We start from the raw sequence: 23,898 nt of genomic DNA, 5'->3' as shown, positions 1-23,898 counted from the left end.
GCGTGTCACTGATCATCATCAACAAGTTGAAATCCACGCTGGGCGCCGAACCCTACAAAGTCGCCGAGATTATTCAGCGTCTGGCCAATGGCGAACTCAATCAACGCATCCAAACCCACTATCCGGACAGCGTTATGGGCGCCCTGCAGGACATGGTCAAACACCTGGCTGATACCATTACCCAGGTACGCGGAGCCGCCAGCGAACTGACTCTGGCCTCAGACCAACTGCTGACCACATCCGACAGCAACAATAAGCAGATCCGCCTGCAATCCAGCGAGGCTGAGCAGATGGCCACCGCCATCAACCAGATGGCCGCCACCGTCAATGAAGTGGCCAACTATGCCGCCAGTGCAGCCTCCGCTACCCGCAACGCAGACAGCGAAGTCGCCACCGGCAATCAAGTGGTGGGCGCTACCGCCAGCGCCATCCAGAACCTGGCGCGTACCCTGGAAAGCGCTGCCGAAAGCGTGCAGCAGGTGTCCACGGACAGCGAGAGCATCGAGAAAATCATCGAGGTGATTACCTCCATTGCCGAGCAAACCAACCTGCTCGCCCTTAACGCCGCCATTGAGGCCGCACGAGCGGGCGAACATGGCCGTGGCTTTGCCGTGGTGGCCGACGAAGTCCGCTCCCTAGCTACCCGTACTCAGGATTCCACCCGGGAAATTCGCGGCATGATCGGCAAGCTGCAGGAAGGTGCTGGCAAAGCCGCCGAAGTGATGCGCAACAGCCGTCAACTGGCCCAACAAACCGTCGAACAGACTGGTCAGGCCGAGACTGCGCTGAACAAGATTCGCCGCGAGGTCACCGCCATCAACGAAATGAACGCGCAGATCGCCAGCGCCTCGGAAGAGCAAAGCGCGGTGGCTGAAGAGGTCAACCAGAACATCAACCGCATCCACAGCGCCACCCTGGAGACCTCCTCCGGTTCCGAACAGGTGGCAGCCTCCAGCCGTGAACTGGCCACCCTGGCCAATCGCCTAACGGACAAAGTCAGCTTCTTTAAGTTATGACTGTAGGCAAGCAAAGCCCTGGCGCAGATGCCATAGATTCCAATGCGCGGGGCGATTTGCACTATTGATTTCGGCAGAGTAATGGCACAGTGATATCATCCGCTATGTTCTACAATCCTACAGCGCGACAGTATCAATAGTGCCTGCCTCTTCTACGGAGTCACCTTATGACCTTCTCCGCTCGCCGCCTGTTTTCAACACTTGTTTTACTGACTATCAGCTCAGCGCTTTGGGCGGAGACTTCCTGGCAGGAGCAACCGTCAGGGCCGCTGATACTGACTATCAGCGGCGAACTGGACTGCTGCCCCAGTGGCACTGCCTATTTTGACCTGCAACGCCTGGATGCTCTGCCGCAGAGCGTTGTCAGCACCATGCCCCCCTGGACTGAAACCACCGACAGCTATTCAGGTGTCAGACTGAGTGAATTGCTCACAGCCCTGGGCGCCAAAGGCAACAAGATAAGTGCAACGGCACTGAATGATTACAGCACTGAGTTCAGCAGTGATGCCTCGCTAGAGTACCCGGTCATTTTGGCAACCCGCCGCAATCAGCAATTGATGCGTGTACGCGACAAAGGGCCCATCTGGATCATGTACCCACTGAACGACTATCCGCAGTTACGCAAAGAAGAACACCACCACGCCATGGTCTGGCAGCTCAAATCCCTGCAGATCAGTGAGTAATTCAGATGCGGCGTCTGCGCTATGTCTTTTTGTTGTTGGTGACGCTGGGCTTTGCCATTGGTATCGCGGCATCACTTATCAGCAGCCAGCGCAGTGCAGAATTGACCTCCAGCCGTATCCAGCTATCAGCGTGGTCGTTAGCCCAGCTTGAGCATGAATTTCTAAAGTTTCATGCCAGCCTGCGACTATTCCAGGCAGATAAGCTGCTGGCGGAACAGCTGCAGCTTGATTACGACTTGCTCTGGAACCGTTTGGAAGTTTTCCTCAATGGTGAAGAAAACCGAGCGATTCGCGAGCGCTTTGATGCCGCCGCGCTGGCAAGAAGCCTACTGAACCAGCTGAAACAGGATGAAGCACTGCTGTTTGCGCCCCAACTGCAGCCTAGCGAGCAAATCGAGCAATTGATTAAGGCTTACAGCGAGTATCAACAGCCCATTCGACGACTGATTGTGCGCAATTTCACGGGCCCAGAGGCGGCCAGTATCGTCGATGAAGCCCATGCCCAACGCTTTCTGACTCAAGGCCTTCTGCTCGGTTTACTGTTTTGCGGCGGAGCCCTGCTGTCGCTGCTGTTCTTTGAAAGCCGCCGCAACAACTTTCTTGCGCGCAACGACGCCCTGACTCAGCTACCCAACCGCCAAAGCCTATTGGCACTGCAAACCGGCAGTGTCAGCCCCACTGCATACAGCGCTGTTGCCGTAATCGAGATGAACAACTTTCGCACGGTCAACGAAACCATCAGCCATGAGGCAGGCGATCGTCTACTGGAAAGAATTGGCCAGACCTTGAACCAGTTAAAACCCGAAGGCAGCTTTATTGCGCGCGTTGGCGGTGATGAGTTCCTTATGACATTCAGTGAACGCTTCCCCGCTGACTTGGTCATTGAAACCCTGAAAGTGCTGACAAAAGCCCTGAGCTTTGACTTCCAGAGTGATAAGCAGCTTTTTCAGGTCAACGCTCGCATTGGCGTCGTATTCAACAGCGACAATACTCACAGCATCGAAAAGCTTTACTACTGCGCAACGCTTGCTACACGCGAAATGCGCCTGAGCCAAACCCGTGGGCTCAAAGTATTCGATGAAGAAATTAACAACCGTTATCTGCGCAGCCAGCAGCTGCTGAGCGATCTACGCCGCGCCATAAATGGCACGTTCCCCGGCCTGGCGCTGCATTACCAGCCGATTCTCGGGCTCAAGCAAGATGTCATGGGCGTTGAGGTGTTGCTGCGCTGGAACCATCCAAGCATGGGTTACATCTCGCCGCTGGAAGTCGTGGAACTGGCCGAGAATAATCAGCTTGGCTTACCGTTTGGCCGCTGGTTGCTGCAACGACTGAAGCAGGATCTTTATAAACTGCCGGACGAGATGCGCGAGCATCTGTACTTTTCTATCAACGTATCGCCTTCCCAGTTCACCCCACGCTTACCTAACAGCCTGGCCAAATGGCTAGCAGATGCGCCCATAAGCGCAGACCAGTTGCTACTGGAAATGACCGAGTCGATTTCTGTGGCCAATTTCAATGAGTGCCAAGGCATTCTGCAGCAGATAAATGCACTAGGCGTTGATATTGCACTGGATGATTTCGGCACCGGTTACTCCTCGCTCTCCTACCTCAGCAGCTTAAAAGTGCAGCGCATAAAAATTGATAAATCCTTTATCCAGGGCATCAGCCAGGATCTGCAAATGCAGAGGGTTGTGCGCAGCATTATCGAGCTCTGTCATGGATTCAATTTCAGCGTCATCTGCGAGGGCATTGAAGACCGTGCTGATGACCAGCAGATTCGCTCGCTTGGCAGCGACTATGCCCAAGGCTACTTCTACGGCAGGCCGATGGCTTTGCCTGGCTTAATCGCCTGGTATAGCGAAAACCGCCCGCAGTTACTCTTCAGCGTCCAAGAAGTGCATGACCATCACGTCCGCCACTGAAACCTTTGCTCGAAAATTAGCCGCTGCCAAAACCTGGGCGTTCGGCTAATTTAGCCGCCTGTTTAATTCAGAGATCAGTCATGGACTCGATAACCCAGGCGGTACTGGGCGCCACTATTCAGGGCGCACTGCTCGGTCGTTGGCAGGGACGCAAGGCGCTGCTTTATGGCGCCATGCTCGGCACATTGCCAGATCTGGATGTAGTCATCGATTATGGCGACGCCGTGGCTGACATGACATATCACCGGGGATTCAGCCACTCGCTGTTTGTCCTCACCGGTCTCGCGCTGTTCCTGACATGGATCACACGACGCTTTCGCAACCACCCTGGTTATTCCGCCCAACGTCTGTTCGTGACGGTATGGCTGGTGCTGATTACCCACCCATTGCTCGACAGTTTTACCAGTTATGGCACCCAGTTGCTCTGGCCGCTAACCCCGGTACCAACTGCATGGTCGAGCATCTTTATTATCGACCCGCTCTACACCGTGCCACTGTGCATCGCCGTAGCGCTCGGGCTGCTTTATGGCTTACGCGACACCACTGGGCAGAAGACGGCTACTAAGGCGCCCGCACTGGCCTTGCTGGTGTCTTCGCTGTACCTGAGTTTTACCGTCGCGGGTAAGTACATGGCCGAGCAACGCGTGGAAGCCGAACTGGCGCGTCAGGGCATCGAGCCCCAGCAAATCTTCAGCACCACCACGCCGTTCAACAGCCTGCTGTGGCGGGTGATTGTTTTGGATGGCGACGATTACCACGAGGCGCTGGTCAGCTGGTTTGACGATACGCCACCGATGCTCGAGCGCATCCCCCGGGGGACGCACCTGGCAGCAGCGCTGGCAGATTCACCGGCGCATGCCCGGCTGGCCTGGTTTACCAATGGTGTGCTGCGCTATGACCAGCTCGGCAATCACTTGGTCGTGACCGATATCCGCCTGGGCATGACCGGTTTCCACCCCTTCCGCTTCGACTTCGCCACCCTGGAAAACGTCCAATGGCGCGTACATGACAACATCCAGCGCCTGCCGGTAGAACGCGGCGATGTATCGCGCCTGCAGCTGTTGTGGGCGCGCATCTGGCAGCCTGAGGTGCAAGTACCGCTGCTGGTCTGGGCTGATGAGTTACGTAAAGTGCCGCTGGCCAGCAGCGACTTGCCATAACCGCGCCTGCCAGCCTGCATGGGCCGGCCCTACAGAGATGCTGCGCATGGTCTAGGCTGAACTCCAACCTCTATCCGTTGGAGTCTAGCCATGAATATCCGGCAGAAAATGATCGCCTGTGGTGCTATCAGCGTACTCGCAGCCACCCTGCTGGGTAGCATCGGTTTCTGGGGGCAAACCCGCCTGGCCAGTGCGCTCAACGAGAATCAGCTGAGCGTCAGCGCCCTGCGCAACCACCTGGAGGGCGACATGATGCATGACGCCCTGCGCGCCGATGTACTCGCCGCCTTCTATATCGACCCCGCCGACAGCGCGGCGGTCACCCAAGTACGCGATGACCTGCGCGAGCACAGCGAATGGTTTACCCGTACCCTGAATGACAACGCCAAACTGCCGCTCAGTGCGGATATTCGCCAGGCCATCAGCCAATCGCAGCCAGCCCTGGCCAGCTACATTCAGCAGGCCGAGGGCATCGTCAATCTGGCTCTGACTGACCCACAGGCCGCACGGCAACAGATGGCGGCCTTCGATGCCAGCTTTGGCGACCTGGAAGAAAAGAACGAAGCCCTCAGCGGCCTGATCGAAACGCACTCGGCAAAAACCCGTAGTGACGGCGAGGCCGCCGTGCAACAGGCAGCCTGGTTGCTGATTGGCGGCATTCTGATGGTCTGCTGCCTGCTGTGCCTGCTCACTACCCAGTTGATGAAAGCCGTTTTGCGCCCACTGGAGAAAATCATCGGAGTGGCGCGCAATATTGCTCAAGGCAACCTGCGTAGCACCATCACCATCGACAGTAACGATGAAGCCGGACAGCTGCAGCAAGCACTGGCGGATATGCAAACCAACCTTCGGCAAATGATTGATGACATTCGCCAGGAAGGTGAGCAGTTGCAGCAAACAGCGCGCAACCTCAACGGTGCCTCGCAGAGCATCGTACACAGCACCACAGAAGAATCACAAAGCGCCAGCAGCATGGCTGGCGCGATGGAACAGATGATGCAAAACATCGAACAAATTGCCGGCCATGCACGCAATGCTCAGGAAATTTCTTCGCACTCGGAACACCTGGCCAGTAACGGCGGCCAGGTCATCATGGGCGTGGTCGATGGCATGAGCCGGATCGCCGAAGCCGTCAATGAATCCAGTGCCACCATCACCGCGCTGGGCGAATCATCGGAAGAAATTCACTCGATCATCCAGGTGATCAAAAGCATTGCCGAACAGACCAACCTGCTCGCACTCAACGCGGCCATTGAGGCTGCTCGCGCCGGTGAAGCAGGTCGTGGCTTTGCCGTGGTAGCCGATGAAGTACGCAACCTCGCCGCACGTACCGCGCAATCGACCCAAGAAATCACCGGGATGATCGAACGCATCCGTAGTAGCACCGAACAAGCAGTGAACAGCATGCAGACGGGGGTCACTCGGGTCAGTGATGGCGTGGCGCTGGCTCGTCAAGCCGGTGAGTCGATCAACGAAATCCGTGGCGGCGCGCACCGTGCAGCTGAAGTGGTGGAAGAAATATCGCAAACCATCAACGAGCAGAGCCGTGCCAGCAGTGAAGTGGCACAGCAAGTCGAACATATCGCGCAGATGTCGCAACAAAACAGCCGCACCGTCAATGAGTTGGCCAATGCGGCGCAAAGCCTCGACCGTGTTGCGCGCAGCATGCAGAACGCAGTGCTGCAATTTCAGACCTGAGCCACGCGCTGAGCCGGTTACTCAATACCCTTGGTCAGCCCACCGAGCCCAACCGCTCGGAGAGTTTCGCACATCAATCAGCTGCGGAACTGCGCCACGAGCCCCTGCAACTCAACGCCCAAGCGCGCCAGTTCGGCACTGGATGTTGCTGTTTGCTGACTGGCACTGGCGCTTTGTTCGCCGATATCGCGCACCCGCGTCACGCTTTCACTGATGGTTTCCGCCACCGCGCTCTGTTCTTCGGCCGCCGCAGCAATTTGCTGGTTCATCTGCTCAATGGTGCTCACCGCCTGAGTGATGCGGCCCAGTGCAGCGCCAGCTTCGCCAGCAAGAGTGACAGTACGCAGCGTCAGATTGCGGCTGCTGTCCATCTTGTCCACGGCGCCCTTAGCCAGGCGCTGCAAGCTGGCGATCAGCCCTTCAATTTCTTCGGTAGAGTCCTGCGCACGCTTGGCCAGGGCGCGGACCTCATCGGCTACCACAGCAAAGCCACGCCCCTGCTCGCCAGCCCGTGCGGCTTCGATCGCCGCGTTCAATGCGAGCAAATTGGTCTGCTCAGCTACGTTGCGAATCACCTCCAGCACACCGCCAATTCGAGCGCTTTCCTGATTCAGCGCGGCAATCGCTTCGGCAGACTCTTCAACTTCGCTGGCCAAGCTGCTGATCTGGCTGACAGCTTGCTGCACCACCTGGTTGCCCTGTTGCGCTTCCTGATCGGCGGCGCGGGCGGCCAAAGAAGCCTGTTCGGCGTTCTGCGCCACTTCCTGCACGGTTGCAGCCATTTCATGCATAGCGGTGGCGGTCTGTTCGGTTTCCATCTTCTGGTTCTGCACACCAATGCTGGTTTGCGCGGTAATCGCCGACAGCTGCTCGGCGGCAGCAGCAATCTGGCTGACGCCACCGCCAATGCGCCCAACCAGGGTGCGCAGGCTCACGCTCATCACTTGCATGGCGGCCATCAGTTGGCCCGGCTCGTCACGCCGATCCTGCGGCAGGTCGTGGGTCAAGTCGCCAGCTGCGATGCGCTGGGCAAACACCACGGTCTGCTGCAAGGGCGCAACAATCAAGCGGGAGATAATCAGCGCCGCCAGCATGCCGATAATCACCGCAGCAATGCCCATCGCGCCGAGCAACAGCATGGCCTTGCGGCTATCAGCGGCCATGGCCTGCTCTTGCTGAACCTTGGCTTCATCCACCAGGGCCAGCACGGCCTGGGCACGCTCGACCATGGCCACTTCGCTCTGTTGGCTCTGCCCACGTACCTGCTGGTAATTGGTGAACGCCTGCTGATACAGGGTCAGCGCCTTCAAAGCCGTTTCGATGGCGCCTTTCTGGTCGTCATCCAGCCAAACCATGAGGCTGCGCGCCACGGTTTGTAGGTCGTCATTGATATAGGTCCACTCTTCCAGCGCTTCGGCCGAGCCATCGATGATGTACTGGCTCTCATGGCCGCGCAGATCGAGCATGCGTTTGCTAAGGCCCGAGGCGGTTTCCGCCAGGGTCAGTGGGTCGCTGCCGCGCAGCTTGTCACCTTCAAGGCGCAGCTCACGCACGGCGTCATACATATCCAGCTCGATCACATCAAACTGGTCACGTGCCTCACCAGCCGCTTCACGCATCTGCGTGCGCGCCGCGCGGGCATTGTTCTGCTGCTCGACAAAGCTGTCGAACTGCCGGCGATAGTCGTCGATGGCCTGCTGCATGCTTTGCAGACGCGCCTGATCGGCGCCGGAAGCGGCCGCCAGCTGCTGAGCCAGCGTGGCGCCGACCCGATCCAACTGCTCGTGCACCTGCGCGGCGGCCTCGCTGTTCTGCCGCAGAGCGAAATCACGCTCGGCGCGGCGCGCCTGCAACACCTGCGCATCGATCGCCGACAAACCACTGGTACTGGCATGCCCATCCAACACGGCTTGCACTGCCAGAAAGCCACTGCCGGTAACGGCAACTGTGAGCAACAGCACGAGGCCGAAGCCACACATAAGCTTTTTTCCGACAGACAGATCGGCGAACAGACGCGCGGCAGAAGAGGACATAGCAACAACTCCGTTTTTATTATCGAGCGCAGCAAGGCGGCGTGATGGCGGCCTAGGCAAGCTCATGAACAACTGATGGCAGTTTAGCCCCGCTTTATTGCAACCCTTGCGCCAGAGGTCTGACCCGGGCTTAGGTATCAGCGCCAAGGCCCGAGCCAGAGCCGTTAACCGCTGTTCAGCGAGATAAAGCCAAAGGTCGAAAGCTGCGGATAACCCGGTTTATCGGCATGTTTCCGCTGATGCCTTACCGAGAGTGGCGATTTATCGCCAAAAAGCCCGCGCCAAGGTTATGGCGAACCAATCTGTAAGTAAGAAAAAGGGCGCACGGCTTTTGCTCGTGCGCCCTTCTCTATTGCGGCTCAGCTTGGCGTGATTAACGCCCGGCGAGCACCGGTACGACCCGTGGCCTGAGCACTTCACCGAACACCGCGAGCAAGCCAATGGCGCCAGCAATCCAGTACCACTGGGCAATCGGGTCAAACATCAACCAGCCCAGAGCGTGGAGGAACACCACCATGATCAGCACCGGGCTGACGTAGCGCACCATAAACAGCCAAAGTGCATAGCCCAGCGGCGGCAGGTTCAGCTCATCACGCATGATTTCATCGCGCAGGGCGTAACCGGCCAGCAGCACCATGAAGATCCCGCCCAGCGGCATCATCCAGCGCGAAGTCAGGTAATCCAGCCAGTCGAAGAAGTTCTTGCCCAGCGGCGTCCAACCGGCCAGCAGGTTGAACGAGAGCATCGCCAACAGACTGATCACCAGCAGCACCGCACCGGACGCGGCAGCGGCCTTGACCCGACTGACGCCGTGTTTCTCGTTGAGATAGGCAACCAGTGCCTCGATCATCGAGATGGCCGAGGTCAGCGCCGCCACCGACACCATGGCGAAGAACAACACACCGAAGACAGTGCCGAACGGCATCTGCTGGAAGGCCAGCGGCAAGCTCATAAAGATCAGGCCAGGCCCCGCGCTCGGGCTCATGCCATTGGCGAAGATGATCGGGAAGATCGCCAGCCCCGCTAGCAGCGCCACGCAGGTGTCGCAGACCACCACCATAAAGGTGGTGCGGGTAATCGACTGGCCATCCGGGATATAGGAGCCGTAGGTGAGAATCGCCCCAGAAGCCAAGCTCAGGGTAAAGAAGGCATGGCCCAGAGCCGCCAGCAACGCTTCGCCGGTAATTTTCGAAGCATCGAAGGTAAACAGGAAATCGAAGCCGGCCTTGAAGCTGCCACTGGTGAAGGCATAACCGACCAGTACGATCAGCATTACAGCCAGGCCCGGCATCATCCAACGAAAGGCTTTTTCGACACCAGCCTGCACGCCCTTGCCGACAATCCACAGGGTCAGCAGCGCCACCAACACGCTCCAGCCACCGAGTTGCCATGGGTTGGCGTTATGCGCTTCGAATACCCCGCCCAACTGTTCGACACTGGTTGCCGCCAAGGAGCCGTCGAGCATCTTCCACGTATAGGCAAAGGCCCAACCGGCCACCACCACGTAGAAACACAGGATCATAAAGCCGGCCAGCATGGCCATGCCGCCGACGGCCTTCCACAGCGGGTTGCCGCCGTTTTCCTTGACCATCCGACCAATCGCATCGATGGGGCTGCCACGGCCGCGTCGGCCAATGGCGATCTCGGTCATCATCACTGGAATACCGATGGCCAGGATGCAGGCCAGGTACATCAGTACAAACGCACCACCGCCGTATTCGCCGGTGATGTAGGGGAATTTCCAGATATTGCCCAGGCCCACAGCGGAGCCGGTTGCAGCAAGAATAAAGCCCCAGCGCGAGAGCCAGAGGTTCTTCGGTTTTTCACGGGTCATGCGTCACCTGTTTGTTTTTATCTGTGACGAAATAGAACCCGCAGCGCTTGTGGCGCGGCGGAGTGGCAAGGCATTCAGGTCGGTTTAAAGCTACTGCGCTCGGCTATGCCGCTTTGCGCCTACCTGAGGAAGCCGGATTCGCCAGACCCTAGCGGCGGCGAAGCCGGCTGGGATCACTGAACGTCGGGTTGCACCTCCGGCGCCGCCTGTTTAAAGGCATCCAGAGATTCACAACGCGCCGCCATGGCGAGGATGCGCGGGTACGCATCAAGGTCACAGTTAAAACGGCGCGCATTATACAGCTGCGGAACCAGACAGGCTTCCAGATATCCGGGCCGTTCGCCGAGTGACAGGCGATCATTGAATATCGCCAGCCCAGCCTCGACCGCAGCCAGACCCTTGTGCAGCCAATGGCGATACCAAATGTCCTTGGCGGGCTCGCCCACCCCAAGCTCGCCGGTCAGGTACTGCAGCACCCGCAGGTTGTTCAGCGGATGCAGATCACAGGCGATATGCAGCGACAAGGCACGCACCTGAGCGCGCTGCACCGGATCGCTGGGCAGCAGCGCCGGCGTCGGAAACACCTCATCGAGGTATTCGAGAATCGCCAGCGACTGGGCGATGCGCACCCCGCCGTTGCCTTTGTCCACCAGCAAGGGCAGCAGCTCCTGCGGATTCAGCGCTTGATACTCGGCCGAATGCTGCTGACCGCCGTCCTTAACCAGATGTACCGGCACTTGCTGGTAGGCCAGGCCCTTGAGATTAAGCGCGATACGCACCCGGTAGGCCGCGCTGGATCGCCAGTAGCCATAGAGCGTCAACTCAGTGTTCATAGCGCTCCACCGCCTGGTCGATGGCACCGAACAGGCTATGGCCGGCGGCGTCGAACATCTCGATGCGCACCCGGTCACCAAACTTGAGGAACGGGGTTTTCGCCTCGCCGCTCTCGATGATTTCTAGCATGCGTTTCTCTGCCAGGCAGCTGGAACCCGCGCTTCGGTCGTAGTTCGACACGGTGCCGGAACCGATGATGGTGCCGCAGCACAACGGCCGGGTCTTGGCGGCGTGGGCGACCAGAGTCGGGAAGTTGAAGGTCATGTCCACGCCGGCATCCGGCTGACCGAACAGCGCGCCATTGATATGCGAAACCAGCGGTCGATGCACCTTGCCATCGCGCCAGGTATCGCCAAGCTCATCCGGGGTAATCGCCACAGGCGTGAAGCTCGACGACGGCTTGCTCTGGTAGAAACCGAAGCCCTTGGCCAGTTCGCCGGGAATCAAATTACGCAGTGACACATCGTTGACCAGCATCAGCAGCTGGATATGCCCGGCGGCCTCGGCAGCGGTCGCGCCCATCGGTACGTCATCGGTGACCACCGCGATCTCGGCTTCCAGATCGATACCCCAGGCCTCGTCGGCCATCTGAATCGGGCTGTGCGGCGGGATAAAGCAGTCGGCACCGCCCTGGTACATCAGCGGGTCATGCCAGAAGCTTTCCGGGATTTCGGCGCCACGCGCCTTGCGCACCAACTCCACATGATTGACGTAGGCGCTGCCGTCGGCCCAGTGATAGGCACGCGGCAAGGGGCTGTGGCAGGCCGCCTGATCGAAGGCAAATGCGCCCTCTTCCAGGCCATCGTTCAAACGCTGATACACCGCCTCCAGCTTGGGCTTGGCCACCTTCCAGTTATCCAGCGCGGCTTGCAGGGTCGCGGCAATCGCCGGGACTTCGGTGGCGCGGCTCAGGTCGCGCGATACCACGACGAGCATGCCGTCGCGGCCTTGATTCAGTGATGCGAGTTTCATCAAGATTCCTTACCCGGCGCACGCCAGGAATTCACATATTCGGGAACATCCACCCCGGCGGCGGCTTCGCCGACTTCGAGGGCGCGGCGGGTATCGATCATCACCGCCACTTCATCGATAAAGGTGGCCGGATCGATCTGCGCCTTTTTCAATGCCTTGGGGTGCGGGCCATGGGGGAAGCCACACGGGTGCAGAGTGACCATGCCCTGCTCGATATTGTCGCGGCTGAAGAAGTTGCCTCGGTGGTAGAACAGCACTTCGTCGTAGTCGTCGTTGTTGTGATAGAACGGCACCTTCAGCGCGCCGGGGTCGCTTTCCACCGGACGCGGGGTAAAGGTGCAGATCACAAAACCATTGGCGACAAAGGTGGTGTGCGCCGACGGCGGCAGGTGGTAGCGATGGCTCATCAGCGGGCGAATATCGCGCCAGTTGAGACGCACCACGGTGTTGTCGCCATGCCAGCCGACCACATCCAGCGGGTTGTAGGGATAGGTCACGGTGCTGATCTGGCCACGGCGCTTGATGCGAATCTGCCAGGTGTTTTCATCCTGCTGGGCCTTGAAGGCCTTATCGATGCGCGGATGATCGAGCACCGCCGGGTCGAAGATCGCCTGCGGGCCGAGCAGGCCCTTGTCCGGCAGCTGATAGGCGCCATCGGTACTCTCGATCAGCAGCATAAAGGTCGGCTCGCTGGCCTCGATGCGCCAGGCGGTACCACGCGGAATCAGCAGGTAATCGCCATCTCGGTAGGTCAGGTGGCCAAAATCGAAGTAGAACTCCCCTGCTCCCTCATGGATAAACAGCAGGTCATCGCCGTCGGCGTTGCGCACCAGATGGCGCATAGCACCGTGGGTTTTCCACACGCGCAGCTTCACATCGCTGTTATGCAGAGTCAGCGGCGCGGCCAGCGGGCAATCACGCTCGCTGGAAATATCGTTGAAGTTGAACGCATGCGGGCGCAGCGGCCCCTGCCAGTCGATCCAACCAGTCGGCGGATGCTTGTGGTGCAGGTGCGCGGTGGGGCCGAAGAAGCCCTCGCGGCCCATCTCGCGCTCGTAGGTGCCTTCAGGAAAGTCGCAGTGCGCCTGGCGCGAACATTCGCCTTCACGCAGGGGGAAACTGATCCAGTTACGGCTCATGGCATCACTCCTTGGAGATTACGCCGCGCTTGATCTGGTCTTCCTCGATGGACTCGAACAGCGCCTTGAAATTGCCTTCGCCAAAACCCTGGTTGCCTTTGCGCTGGATGATCTCGAAGAAGATCGGGCCAATCACAGTATTGGTGAAAATCTGCAGCAGGATGCCGTCATCGCCGGGGGCGCCATCGATCAGGATGCTCAGCTCACGCAGCACATCGGTCGGTTCGCCATGCCCGACCACGCGGGTATCGACCTTGTCGTAATAGGTGCCGGGGGTGACCATGAATTGCACGCCATTGGCGCGTAGCTGGCGCACGGTGGCGTAAATGTCCTCGCTGCTCAGGGCGATATGCTGGATACCCTCGCCCTGGTACTCGCGGATAAATTCCTCGATCTGCGACTTGTCGTCGGCCGACTCGTTGATCGGGATGCGGATCTTGCCGCACGGCGCGGTCATAGCGCGCGACAGCAGGCCGGTGAGCTTGCCTTCGATATCGAAGTAGCGGATTTCGCGGAAGTTAGCGATGCGCTCGTAGAAGCCCGACCACACGTCCATCTGCCCGCGTTTGACGTTGTGAGTCAGGTGATCCAGCTCTTTCAGGCCGACCGAATTGTCGTTCGGCGTGCGGCCTTCGATGTACTCGAAGTCGACGTCGTAGATGGTCTTGTCGCCGAAGCGGTCCACCAGATACAGCAAGGAGCCGCCGATGCCCTCGACGCAGGGGATGTTCAGCTCGCCGAAGTTGGCGTGGCTACCCACCAGTTTGGCGCCCTGGGATTCCACGTAGGCGGCGGCCTGGGCGGCGTTTTGCACGCGGAAGGCCATGGCGCAGGCACTCGGGCCGTGCTTCAGACCGAATTCGCGCACGTGCCCAGTAGGGCTGCCGTTCAGCACGAAGTTGATGTCGTTCTGCTGGAACAGCCAGACCTCTTTCGAGCGGTGCTTGGCGGTTTCGGTAAAGCCCATGGCGGTGAACAGTTCACGCAGCTGCTGGATGCCTTCCGGGGTCGGCGCGGTGTATTCAACGAACTCGAAGCCGTCGGTGCCGATAGGGTTGTGCTGTTCGATCTTGTTCACGGCGTTCATTGCGCCTCCTCGTTGTTGTTTTGATCAGCCGCTGCGTCAGCGGGATTGACCTCATAACAACCGAGCGCAGGCCCGCTAACAAGCCGAACCAGAGCGCCCTGCCCCAGGCTTGGCCAAGGCTTTCGGCAAGTTTTTAATACAGCTAGAGAAACAGCGGGAATGCTGACCGAAAGCACCCAACATGCGTAACGATAACTTTACAAAGCGGTCGATTTAACTGCCAAGTGCGAGGCCGCAGTAGCTCAGGCCCGATTGATACCCGCGAAATAACGATGCGTTTAATGCTTTGCTAGTGCTGCAGATGGCCGTAGAGCTTGGCGTAAAGCCCACCTTCGGCAATCAACTCTTGGTGACCTCCGTCTTCGGCGATGCTGCCGCCGTCGAATACCAGCACCCGATCAGCCTGCTTAACCGCACTCAGACGGTGAGCGATGATCAGCGTGGTGCGGCCATGCAGAAACTGATTGAGCGCCTGGTGCAGGGCGTATTCGGTAGCGGCATCCAGAGCCGAGGTGGCTTCATCGAGAATCACCACTTTCGGCTCGGCCAGCACCATACGGGCAATGGCCAGGCGCTGACGCTGGCCACCGGAGAGGCGCACGCCGGAACGACCGACAATGCTGTCCAGGCCTTGCGGCAAGCCGTGAATGGTGTCGGCCAGCTGAGCAATTTCCAGGGCGCGCCAGCAGGCGTCATCGCCCCGCTCGCGGCCCATGCACAGGTTGGCGCGCACCGTGTCGTTAAACAGCGCCGGATGCTGCAGCACCACCGCGACGTGTTCACGCACGCCTTCCAGACCGATTTCTTCCTGACTGCTGCCGCCAAACCGAATAGTCCCGGCCTGCGGCGTATACAGCCCGAGCAGCAGCTGCACCAGGGTGCTCTTGCCGCCGCCGCTGGCGCCGACGATGGCGACCTTCTCGCCTGGGGCGATGCTCAAATTAAGCTGGTTAAGCACCGGTTCGTCGTTATAGGCAAAGGTCAGCCCACTGACCTCGATGCCCACGGTGTCGCGGCCTTTGAACGGATCGACGCGCCCGGGGTATTGCGGCTCGTCCTTACGCGCCAGCAGCTCGTTGATCCGCGTCAGCGCGCCACCGGCGGCGTAGAAGGCATATTGCAGGCTAAGCAGCTGCTCGACCGGGCCGATCATAAACCACAGGTAACTGAACACCGCGAGCATCTGGCCGATCGACAGATCAGAGAACAGCACGGTGAGCATCGCCGCCGCGCGGAACACGTCGATACCGAACTGGAACAACAGACCGCTGGCGCGGTTCGAGGCATCGGTCTTCCACTGCGAGGCCACGGCGTAGTCGCGCACTTCCTTGGCACGACCACCGAGGCGACCGAGGAAGAAGCCCTGGCGGTTGCCGGCACGGATTTCCTGAATCGCTTCGAGGGTTTCGGTCAGCGCCTGGGTAAAGCGCGAAGTGCTGTCGTTCTCCAGCTTCTTCAGGTGTTTGACCCGCTTACCCAGTTGCACCGTGGCGTAGATCACCAGCGGGTTGAACAGCAGGATCAACAACGCCAGCTGCCAGTGCATCCAGATCAGGATCGCTGAGGTACCGGCCAGAGTGAGCATGGCCACCAGAAAACGGCTAAGGGTCTCGCCGACAAACTTGTCCAGGGTATCGAGGTCGGTAACCAGGTGCGTGGTCACCGTGCCGCCGCCGAGGCTCTCATATTCGCCAAGGGAAATCCGCTTGAGCCGTTCGATCAGGCGAATGCGGATGCGGTAGACGATGTCTTTCGACAAGCGGGCAAACAACCGCGCCTGCAACACGTTGAAGATCAGCGCACCGCCGCGCAGAAACAGGGTCAGCACCAGCATCAGGCCGATATAGCCGGCAGCGGTTTCCCAGTGCGCCGGCAGGAAGTTATCCATCACCTTGAGCGCGGCGTCACCGTCGTTGAGCAGCACTTCGTCGACCAACAGCGGCAGCAACAGCGGGATCGGCACGCTGCACAGAGTGGCCAGCACGGCAACCAAGTTGGCCCAGATCAACGCCTTCTTGTGCTGCAGGGCCAGCCGACGAACTTCCGCCCAACTCAAACGATCAGGCATGGGCAACCCGCTCCAGCCAGCGCGTCAGCAAGGGCTGCAACACGTCCAGGGGTTGATAGCCGTTGGTAAGCAGCGCCAGTTGGCCGTTGCGCTCAGCGAGCAGCGTGGGAAAGCCGGCAATGCCCAGATCCTGAGTCCAGCAGAAGTCAGCGGCGGTGGCGGCGCGCTGTGCAGCGCTGTCGAAGGCTTCGGCAAACACGATGCGCGGAATCCCGGCGCGCTCGGCCAACTCCACCAACACACTGGCGCGGGTGACATCCACGCCTTCGGTGTAGAACGCCCGCTGAATCAGTCGGGCCAGCGGCCAGACCAGCTCGGGCGCCAGGTTGCGTGCTGTCACCAGAGCGCGGCAGGCCGGTTCGGTGTCGTAGACCAACCCCTCAGGCAAACCGGCATTGAAGTTGAATAGCTGCCCGGTGCTGGCATTGACCGCCTGCCAATAGCCCAGGTATCGCACGCGGGCGGCGGCATCAATGGCCACACCATCACGGCGCAACCCGCCCATCACTAACTCCAGCCCTACACCTGCTGCAGCCGCTTGCTCAGCGAGGGACTCCAGCACCGGGGCAAAGCCCCAGCACCATGAACACATCGGGTCCATCACATAGAGCAGGCGTGCGTGCATGCTTAAGCCTCGCGATTTTGTCGGGGGTTGTAGCCCAGTGGGTGCGGCTGATTGCGCTCTTTAGCCAATTCAATCTGCCGTTGACGTTCGCGGGCGCCGGCGCGGGTTTTCTCCGGCAGCGAATCCCAGCAATGCGGACAGCTGACGCCCGGGGTGTAGAACTCGGACTGACGATCTTCCACCGACACTGGCGTGCGGCAGGCGTGGCATTGGTCGTAATCGCCTTCGCTGAGGTCGTGACGTACGGTAACCCGGTTATCGAAAACGAAGCAGTCGCCCTGCCATTTGGTCTCTTCCTGCGGCACTTCTTCGAGATACTTGAGGATGCCGCCCTTGAGGTGGAAAACCTCCTCAAAGCCTTCACCGAGCATATAGCTGGAAGCCTTCTCGCAGCGGATGCCGCCAGTGCAGAACATCGCAACCTTCTTGTGTTTTGCCGGGTCGAAGTGCGCTTTGATGTAATCGGGAAACTCGCGGAACGACTTGGTTTTCGGGTCTACCGCGCCTTCAAAGGTGCCAATCGACACTTCGTAGTCGTTGCGCGTATCGATCAGCAGCACTTCGGGATCTGAGATCAGCGCGTTCCAGTCCTTGGGCTCAACGTAGGTGCCGACCTTCTGGTTCGGATCGACGCCGGGCACGCCCAGGGTGACGATTTCCTTCTTCAGCTTGACCTTGGTGCGATAGAACGGCTGCTCGTCGCAGTAGGATTCCTTGTGGTCGATGTCGGCCAGGCGCGGATCCTGGTCAAACCAGGCCATCAGGCCATCGATACCGGCACGCGAGCCGGAGACGGTGCCATTGATGCCCTCTTCAGCCAGCAGCAAGGTGCCCTTTACCGCGTTATCCAGCATGCATTGCAGCAGCGACTCACGCAGGTCATGGAAGTCAGGCAGGGAAACGAATTTATACAGCGCAGCGACAACGATCTTGTCAGTCATAAGCAAATCCTTCAGTAGTCGCCCACGTAAAGGGCGGACCGGGATACAAACGTGACCGGCAGCGGCTTTAACAGGCTGCTGAGCCACAAACAAAACCGCCGGCGCTAGGCCGGCGGGGTGCGCAGTTTACTGCCCTTGAGAAGCGCCGTGTAGAGGCGAATTGCCTCAGTGGCCGCCCTTGCAGGTCGGCGAAGCCGGAGCCACGCCCTGCTGTGTCCACTCATCGGGTGTGTAGGTATGCAGCGCCAGGGCATGGATCTGCCCCATCAGTTCACCTACGGCGGCGTAGACTTTCTGATGGCGTTTAACCGCATTCAGGCCAGCAAACTGCTCGCTGACGATCACCGCCTTGTAATGGGTTTCCAGCCCCCGGCTGTGCATATGGCTTTCATCCAGCACATCGAGCTGCTGGGGCTGCAGGCTTGCCAGAGCGGCCTGCAACAAATCGATCTTCGGCATAGGGACTGTCACTCAGGGCTTCTTTGGAGTCAGCTTGGTGGTCATTTCCGCCAACAGCTGATTGACCTTGGGTACGGCGGCTTCCAGCTTGCCCTGAGTCAGCTGCGCCGACTGTGCGGTCAGCGTTGGCATTTTCTCCAGGACTTTCTTGCCCAGCGGCGATTCGTAGAAACGGATCAGGTCCTTCATTTCCTGCTCGTTGAAGTTGCTGGTGTAGAGCTTGACCATATCCGGCTTGAGCTTGTCCCAACCCACGGCCTGTTCCAGAGCCGCATTGGCCTGAGCCTGGTAGGTTTCCAGCACAGCCTTCTCGCTCTGCGGCGCATTACTTTCGGCAAAACGCTGGGCAAACATCTGCTGCACCTGGGCATACACCGGAACAGCCAGCTTGTCAGCGCGAGCCAGCAGCAGGAAGCGCTCAGCGTCAGCCGCGTGGCTTTTGGCATCGGCGAGCACCTGAGCACTACCGCACGTCAGTATTAGGGCAGCGCAAAAGGCAGGTAAACGTGACATGTACTACTCCTGAGAAAGGGCATGAGTGCTGTTGGACCCAATTGCCGGCATTTTGTGCCCAACCACGGGTCACACTCAAGCCAGTCAGAGCATCGATTGATTCACGCTACAACTGTGCACTGGCGCACTGCCTGGTTAAAGGCCAAAATGCCAGCACTTGCCGAGCAGGTCTGCGCCTGTGCATGCTCGACGAGATAAGCCATCTTCTGCTTCAGCGCGCCTTTGAGCCCACAAGGTAGGCGCCAGCACACACATGGACGTGTCGATGAACAGTTTCACTCACCCAGAGCCTTTTGCCGCCATCGCACTATGCGACAGCCGCGGCCTGCTCAACCCGCAGGCCATCGGCTGGTCGCCAAGGCCCATGATCGATTGCGCCATACCCGGGCACTTCGGTCGGCGCAAACGCTGGAACCATTGGTGCATCACCACCCCGCAGTGGATGCTCTCCTTTACCCAGGCCGACCTCGACTACCTGGGTTACGCCGCCGCCTACTTCCTTGATCTGCAAAGCGGCCAAGCCGTCGCCTACAGCCAGTACCGCCTATTCGGCCGTGGCTGTGACCTGCCAGACCAACCGCAGGCAAGCCACGAATTCAACCACCCACGCCTACAACTGCGCGTGGCTGAACACACCGGACGCACCCGTATCACCATCAATGCACCGGACATTGGCGGGCAACCACTGCAAGTCGCCCTGGACATTCAGCGCCCTAGCCACCTGGATTCGGTCAACCTAGTCGCCCCGCTTGGCCCGCATAGCTTTCACGCCACCAGTCGTCAGCTAGGCCTGCCCTGCAGTGGCAGCGTGCAACTGGGCAAACAGCATTACAGCTGTGTAAACGGGCAAAGCTTTGCCTCACTGGATTTCGGCCGTGGCGTCTGGCCGCTCAATAGTCACTGGACCCGCGCCGCTTTTGCCGCGCCGGGTGGCATCGCCGGCAATTTCGGCTCTGGCTGGACGGATCACAGTGGCCTGTCGGAAAACACCCTGTGGTTTGGTGGCGAGTTGCAGCATCTGGATATCCCAATTGCCATCACTCAGGCGCCGCACACCCCCCTGGCGCCCTGGCAACTGCGCAGCCCGGATAATGCCGTACAGCTGACCTTCACCCCACGCCAGCGTCACCAGGCCTACCGCCGTCTCGGGCCGTTTTATGCAGATACGCAGCAGTGGTTCGGACATTTCGAGGGGGTTTTACGCGGTCCGGAAGGTGAACGAGTGCCAGTCAACAACGCCCTTGGCTGGCTCGGTGAAACCCGCGCCCGTTGGTAATCGGCCATTGCGGTTGAACCTCTCCTGCTGCATCGCAACCTAAGCTGAAAGACACCCGGGCGTGCATCCACCCGCCGGGCAAGTCGCTTGCTGCACGCTCAACCCTCAGGAGAATCGCCATGAGTCGCACTGAAACCGACAGCCTCGGCCCCATCGACGTGCCGGATGAAGCCTACTGGGGCGCACAGACTCAGCGCTCGCTGATCAACTTCGCCATCGGCCAGGAGCGCATGCCCTTGCCAGTGGCTCATGCCCTGGCGCTGATCAAGAAAGCTGCGGCGCGGGTTAATCAGCGTATCGGTGAATTGCCCGCAGATCTGGCCCGACTGATTGAGCAGGCCGCCAATGAAGTCTTGGCCGGTCAGCATGATGAGCAATTTCCCCTGGTGGTCTGGCAGACCGGCAGCGGTACGCAGAGCAATATGAATGTTAATGAAGTGATCGCTGGGCGCGCCAATGAACTGGCCGGCAACGGCCGTGGTGGCAAAACACCGGTGCACCCCAACGACCACGTCAACCGCGCGCAAAGCTCCAACGACAGCTTCCCTACAGCCATGCATATCGCCGCCGTGCAAGCGGTGCAGCAGCAACTGCTACCCGCCTTACACGAACTGCGTGATGGCTTGCAGGAACAGGCTGAACGGCATGCTCGGCTGGTCAAGACCGGGCGCACACACATGATGGACGCCACCCCAATGACCTTCGGCCAGGAGCTATCGGCCTTTGTCGCGCAACTGGGTTATGCCGAACGCGCCATTCAGGCTGCGCTGCCAGCCGTCTGCGAACTGGCCCAAGGCGGCACGGCCGTCGGCACCGGTCTGAATTCACCTCAGGGCTTTGCCGATGCCATGGCTGCCGAACTGGCCGCCTTGAGTGGCCTGCCACTGGTCAGTGCGCCGAACAAATTTGCCGCCCTCGCCGGCCATGAACCTTTGGTGGCGCTGTCCGGTGCCTTGAAAACCCTGGCGGTGGCCCTTATGAAGCTTGCCAACGACTTACGGTTGCTGGGCTCCGGCCCGCGTGCCGGCTTGGCCGAGGTACGTTTGCCGGCCAATGAGCCGGGTAGCTCGATCATGCCGGGCAAGGTCAACCCGACACAATGCGAGGCGCTGTCAATGCTGGCGTGCCAGGTACTGGGTAACGACACCACGATTACCTTTGCCGCAAGCCAGGGCCATCTGCAACTCAACGTGTTCAAACCGGTGATCATTCACAACCTGCTGCAATCGATCCGCTTGCTGGCGGATGGCTGCCATAACTTCCTACAACACTGCGTCGCTGGCCTGCAACCGGACGCAGGGAAGATGGCCGAGCACCTGGAGCGCGGTCTGATGCTGGTCACGGCGCTGAATCCACATATCGGCTATGACAAAGCCGCACAAATCGCCAAACAGGCCTACCAGAATGGCACCACCTTGCGCGAAGCAGCACTGCAGTTGGGCTACCTGAGCAATGAACAATTCGACGCCTGGGTGCGTCCTGAAAACATGCTGGAGGCAGGTCAACATGAGTGAAGCGGCAAAGAGCGGCGCAACGCCACTGGAAGGTGATGGCAAACGCATCCTGATGATTCTCGGCACACCTAAGGGCAACAGCTTCTGCCATGCCCTCGGTGAAGCCTATGCCCAGGGCGCACGCAGCAAGGGCCACGTGGTGCGCCAGCTGAAGCTTGGCGAAATGAACTACGACCCGGTGCTGCGCGACGGCTATGAGCAGAGCCAGCAGCTGGAGCCCGACCTACTGGAGGCGCAGCGGCAGATTCACTGGGCCGAGCATCTGGTCTTCGTTTATCCGGTCTGGTGGGGCGGCATTCCCGCGCTGCTCAAAGGCTTTTTTGACCGCACCTTTCTACCCGGTTTCGCCTTCAAGTACCGCAACCGCTCGCAACTCTGGGACAAGCTGCTGACGGGGCGCACGGCAGATCTGCTGGTGACCATGGATACCCCGCCCTGGTACTTCCGCTGGATTTATGGGGCACCCGGGCATCGGCAGATGACTCGCACCATCCTCGGTTTCAGCGGCATCAAAACTCGCCGCCTGGCTGAATTCGCGCCGGTGCGCCCTTCCAGCGAAGAGCAACGTCAGAGTTGGTTACGCCGGGCAGAAACGCTCGGCAGCCGGGCCTGAACGTTACTTACGTCAGAGCAGCCAAACGCGCCTTGCGGGTGCGCCAACCCGCCAACAACGACGGCCCCAGCGCCGTCAGCGCCGAGCCCAGCACCACCAGCACGGCGCCGCCATAGGCCAACCAGTTGATCTGTTCAGGCTGCACATGGTCAGGCCACCAACTGGCAGCCAGGGCCACCGACGCAAACGTCACCAACGGCGTAATCGCCAATGCGGCGCTGACCCGCGAAGCCTCCCAATGCGCCAATGCTTCGGCAAACGCGCCATAAGCCACCAGGGTGTTCAGGCAGCAAGCGAACAGCAGCCACCCCTGTAACGGGTTGAGCTCGAGTGCTTGCAGCGGGTGTGCCCAAGGCGTCAGCAATAAAGCGCAGGCCAGGTAGATCACCATCATCACCTGCAGCGAATTCCACACCGTCAACAGTTGCTTTTGCGCCAAGCCGTAGAACGTCCAAACAAACGCCGCCAGCAATACAATCAATACACCGGTGGTGTAGGCCGTCAGCGAGGTCAGTAGCTCATCCAGACGCTGGTTGAAGAACAAAGCAAAACCGACCAGCAGTACCAACAAGCCAAGCCCTTGGCCAACGCTGAATCGCTCGCGAAAGATAAAAATACTGCTGACAAGCAACAGAATCGGGGCTACCTGAATCACCAGCTGAGTCGTACCAGGGCTGAGCAGGTTAAGCCCCGTCAAATACAGCACATAGTTACCGGTCAGCCCGGCAATCGCCAGCAGCAGAAGCCCGCCACCTTTCTTGCCCAGCGGGCGAAACGCGGGTAAGCGCTGACTGGCAGCCAGATAGGCCAACAGGATAGAGCCGGAAACCAGCAGGCGATACCAGGTCACCGTGACCGGGTCCATCACCTGCAGCACTTCCTTGAGCTTGATCGGCAGCACGCCCCACAGCACGGCGGTCAACAGCGCGAGAAACAGACCGTAGAGCCAACGACCGGAAGAAATGTGCATAAACGCCTCGCAACCAGCACCACACCCTCTGCCCGATGTGGGTTCGAGCGGTAATGCCGCATTCTAGGTCGTCCCAGCAAACCGGCACAGTCACAGACAAGCACCGCAATTCACGGAAACTGTACTGATGGCTGCACCGCATCAAGCCAGCGCTCTGGCGTCAAAAATATTAAAAACAGTGAAATCAAGCCGAATTTCGGCAAAACCGACCATTTGTCGTCAAAATCTGCAGCCATCCAAACGCCGTTTAGACTGACCTCAGCAGCTCATTTTGCGGGAGGTTCATCTATGTTCGGCCAACGTCATATCGACCATAACCCCGGGACCCACTACCGCAGTGAACGCGTCAGCGCGGTCAACGGGCAATACTTCTTTTCCACCCGCGAGGGTACGCTGGAAGGCCCTTACTTCAACCGAACGGATGCAGAACGGGAGATCGCTTTCTATATCCGCCGGATGAAACAGGCCAACGAGATCATCGAAAGTCGCGCATTCTGAACACAAAAACCAGCCCATAAAAAACCGCGACATGTCGCGG

Annotated in this window: 21 protein-coding genes and 1 pseudogene; 9 read left to right on the top strand and 13 right to left on the bottom strand. The window is 59.5% G+C overall.

Features of this window, described 5'->3' with window-relative positions:
- The first annotated feature begins 134 nt into the window (after positions 1-134).
- The 5 genes from BLO50_RS22310 (at position 135) to BLO50_RS22430 (ending at position 6,482) form a co-directional block, all read left to right on the top strand.
- Positions 135-1,016 carry a methyl-accepting chemotaxis protein gene (locus BLO50_RS22310; protein ID WP_420875470.1) on the top strand — a complete coding sequence of 294 codons (882 nt, stop codon included), beginning with the start codon at positions 135-137 and terminating at the stop codon, positions 1,014-1,016.
- A 167-nt stretch (positions 1,017-1,183) separates the two neighbouring features.
- Positions 1,184-1,699: a putative pterin-binding protein gene (locus BLO50_RS13085; RefSeq protein WP_090253498.1), complete on the top strand. Its 516-nt coding sequence runs from the start codon at positions 1,184-1,186 to the stop codon at positions 1,697-1,699.
- 5 nt (positions 1,700-1,704) lie between these two features.
- Positions 1,705-3,624, top strand: a complete 1,920-nt coding sequence (locus BLO50_RS13080) for a putative bifunctional diguanylate cyclase/phosphodiesterase (RefSeq protein ID WP_090253495.1) — start codon at positions 1,705-1,707, stop codon at positions 3,622-3,624.
- Between the two features lie 80 nt (positions 3,625-3,704).
- Entirely contained in the window at positions 3,705-4,784 is a 1,080-nt protein-coding gene (locus BLO50_RS13075) for a metal-dependent hydrolase (RefSeq protein WP_090253493.1), read from the top strand.
- Between the two features lie 90 nt (positions 4,785-4,874).
- Positions 4,875-6,482, top strand: a complete 1,608-nt coding sequence (locus tag BLO50_RS22430) for a methyl-accepting chemotaxis protein (RefSeq protein ID WP_090253491.1) — start codon at positions 4,875-4,877, stop codon at positions 6,480-6,482.
- A gap of 77 nt (positions 6,483-6,559) precedes the next feature.
- Here the strand turns inward: BLO50_RS22430 and BLO50_RS22295 are convergent, their stop codons facing one another.
- The 12 genes and pseudogenes from BLO50_RS22295 to BLO50_RS13015 form a co-directional block, all read right to left on the bottom strand.
- Positions 6,560-7,273: a methyl-accepting chemotaxis protein gene (locus tag BLO50_RS22295; RefSeq protein ID WP_420875468.1), complete on the bottom strand. Its 714-nt coding sequence runs from the start codon at positions 7,271-7,273 to the stop codon at positions 6,560-6,562.
- Between the two features lie 144 nt (positions 7,274-7,417).
- A pseudogene (locus BLO50_RS22290) lies at positions 7,418-7,576 on the bottom strand (HAMP domain-containing protein); the annotation flags it as partial.
- Between the two features lie 1,312 nt (positions 7,577-8,888).
- Positions 8,889-10,349 (bottom strand): sodium-dependent transporter, encoded by a 1,461-nt coding sequence (locus tag BLO50_RS13060; RefSeq protein WP_090253487.1) that lies wholly within the window; start codon positions 10,347-10,349, stop codon positions 8,889-8,891.
- A gap of 173 nt (positions 10,350-10,522) precedes the next feature.
- Positions 10,523-11,182, bottom strand: a complete 660-nt coding sequence (gene maiA / locus BLO50_RS13055) for a maleylacetoacetate isomerase (RefSeq protein WP_090253486.1) — start codon at positions 11,180-11,182, stop codon at positions 10,523-10,525.
- On the bottom strand, positions 11,172-12,155 hold the full coding sequence (locus tag BLO50_RS13050) for a fumarylacetoacetate hydrolase family protein (RefSeq protein ID WP_090253484.1): 984 nt from the start codon (positions 12,153-12,155) through the stop codon (positions 11,172-11,174). The genes maiA and BLO50_RS13050 overlap by 11 nt, the downstream gene beginning before the upstream one ends.
- Complete coding sequence (locus tag BLO50_RS13045; protein WP_090253482.1) at positions 12,155-13,294, bottom strand: homogentisate 1,2-dioxygenase; 1,140 nt, start codon at positions 13,292-13,294, stop codon at positions 12,155-12,157. Before BLO50_RS13045 ends, BLO50_RS13050 begins: the two co-directional genes overlap by 1 nt.
- Before the next feature lie 4 nt (positions 13,295-13,298).
- Positions 13,299-14,381, bottom strand: a complete 1,083-nt coding sequence (gene hppD / locus BLO50_RS13040; RefSeq protein ID WP_090253480.1) for a 4-hydroxyphenylpyruvate dioxygenase — start codon at positions 14,379-14,381, stop codon at positions 13,299-13,301.
- Between the two features lie 289 nt (positions 14,382-14,670).
- The gene (locus BLO50_RS13035) at positions 14,671-16,449 is read right to left on the bottom strand and encodes an ABC transporter ATP-binding protein (RefSeq protein ID WP_090253478.1); all 1,779 of its coding nucleotides are present in this window, start codon (positions 16,447-16,449) and stop codon (positions 14,671-14,673) included.
- Positions 16,442-17,074, bottom strand: coding sequence for a DsbA family protein (locus BLO50_RS13030; RefSeq protein WP_090253476.1), 633 nt, complete (start codon positions 17,072-17,074; stop codon positions 16,442-16,444). The genes BLO50_RS13035 and BLO50_RS13030 overlap by 8 nt, the downstream gene beginning before the upstream one ends.
- Before the next feature lie 2 nt (positions 17,075-17,076).
- On the bottom strand, positions 17,077-18,015 hold the full coding sequence (gene trhO / locus BLO50_RS13025; protein WP_090253474.1) for an oxygen-dependent tRNA uridine(34) hydroxylase TrhO: 939 nt from the start codon (positions 18,013-18,015) through the stop codon (positions 17,077-17,079).
- 165 nt (positions 18,016-18,180) lie between these two features.
- Complete coding sequence (locus BLO50_RS13020) at positions 18,181-18,474, bottom strand: BolA family protein (protein WP_090253472.1); 294 nt, start codon at positions 18,472-18,474, stop codon at positions 18,181-18,183.
- A gap of 12 nt (positions 18,475-18,486) precedes the next feature.
- The gene (locus tag BLO50_RS13015; RefSeq protein WP_090253470.1) at positions 18,487-18,987 is read right to left on the bottom strand and encodes a DUF2059 domain-containing protein; all 501 of its coding nucleotides are present in this window, start codon (positions 18,985-18,987) and stop codon (positions 18,487-18,489) included.
- Between the two features lie 265 nt (positions 18,988-19,252).
- Between BLO50_RS13015 and BLO50_RS13010 the strand changes: the two genes are divergently transcribed.
- The 3 genes from BLO50_RS13010 to BLO50_RS13000 all read left to right on the top strand — a co-directional run bounded on the left by BLO50_RS13010 (position 19,253) and on the right by BLO50_RS13000 (position 22,390).
- Positions 19,253-20,263, top strand: coding sequence for a DUF2804 domain-containing protein (locus BLO50_RS13010; protein ID WP_090253468.1), 1,011 nt, complete (start codon positions 19,253-19,255; stop codon positions 20,261-20,263).
- 119 nt (positions 20,264-20,382) lie between these two features.
- Entirely contained in the window at positions 20,383-21,777 is a 1,395-nt protein-coding gene (locus BLO50_RS13005; protein ID WP_090253463.1) for a class II fumarate hydratase, read from the top strand.
- Positions 21,770-22,390, top strand: a complete 621-nt coding sequence (locus BLO50_RS13000) for an NAD(P)H-dependent oxidoreductase (RefSeq protein WP_090253461.1) — start codon at positions 21,770-21,772, stop codon at positions 22,388-22,390. Before BLO50_RS13005 ends, BLO50_RS13000 begins: the two co-directional genes overlap by 8 nt.
- Before the next feature lie 7 nt (positions 22,391-22,397).
- Here the strand turns inward: BLO50_RS13000 and BLO50_RS12995 are convergent, their stop codons facing one another.
- Positions 22,398-23,360: a DMT family transporter gene (locus tag BLO50_RS12995; protein ID WP_090253459.1), complete on the bottom strand. Its 963-nt coding sequence runs from the start codon at positions 23,358-23,360 to the stop codon at positions 22,398-22,400.
- 288 nt (positions 23,361-23,648) lie between these two features.
- Here BLO50_RS12995 and BLO50_RS12990 point away from each other — a divergent pair, with 288 nt between their 5' ends.
- Positions 23,649-23,858, top strand: coding sequence for a DUF6316 family protein (locus BLO50_RS12990; protein WP_090253457.1), 210 nt, complete (start codon positions 23,649-23,651; stop codon positions 23,856-23,858).
- Positions 23,859-23,898: the final 40 nt, after the last annotated feature.

It is taken from the genome of Pseudomonas peli, assembly GCF_900099645.1.
Taxonomy (GTDB): domain Bacteria; phylum Pseudomonadota; class Gammaproteobacteria; order Pseudomonadales; family Pseudomonadaceae; genus Aquipseudomonas; species Aquipseudomonas peli.
Note: the sequence above shows the minus strand (reverse complement) of the source record. Positions and strands in the feature narration are given on the sequence as shown.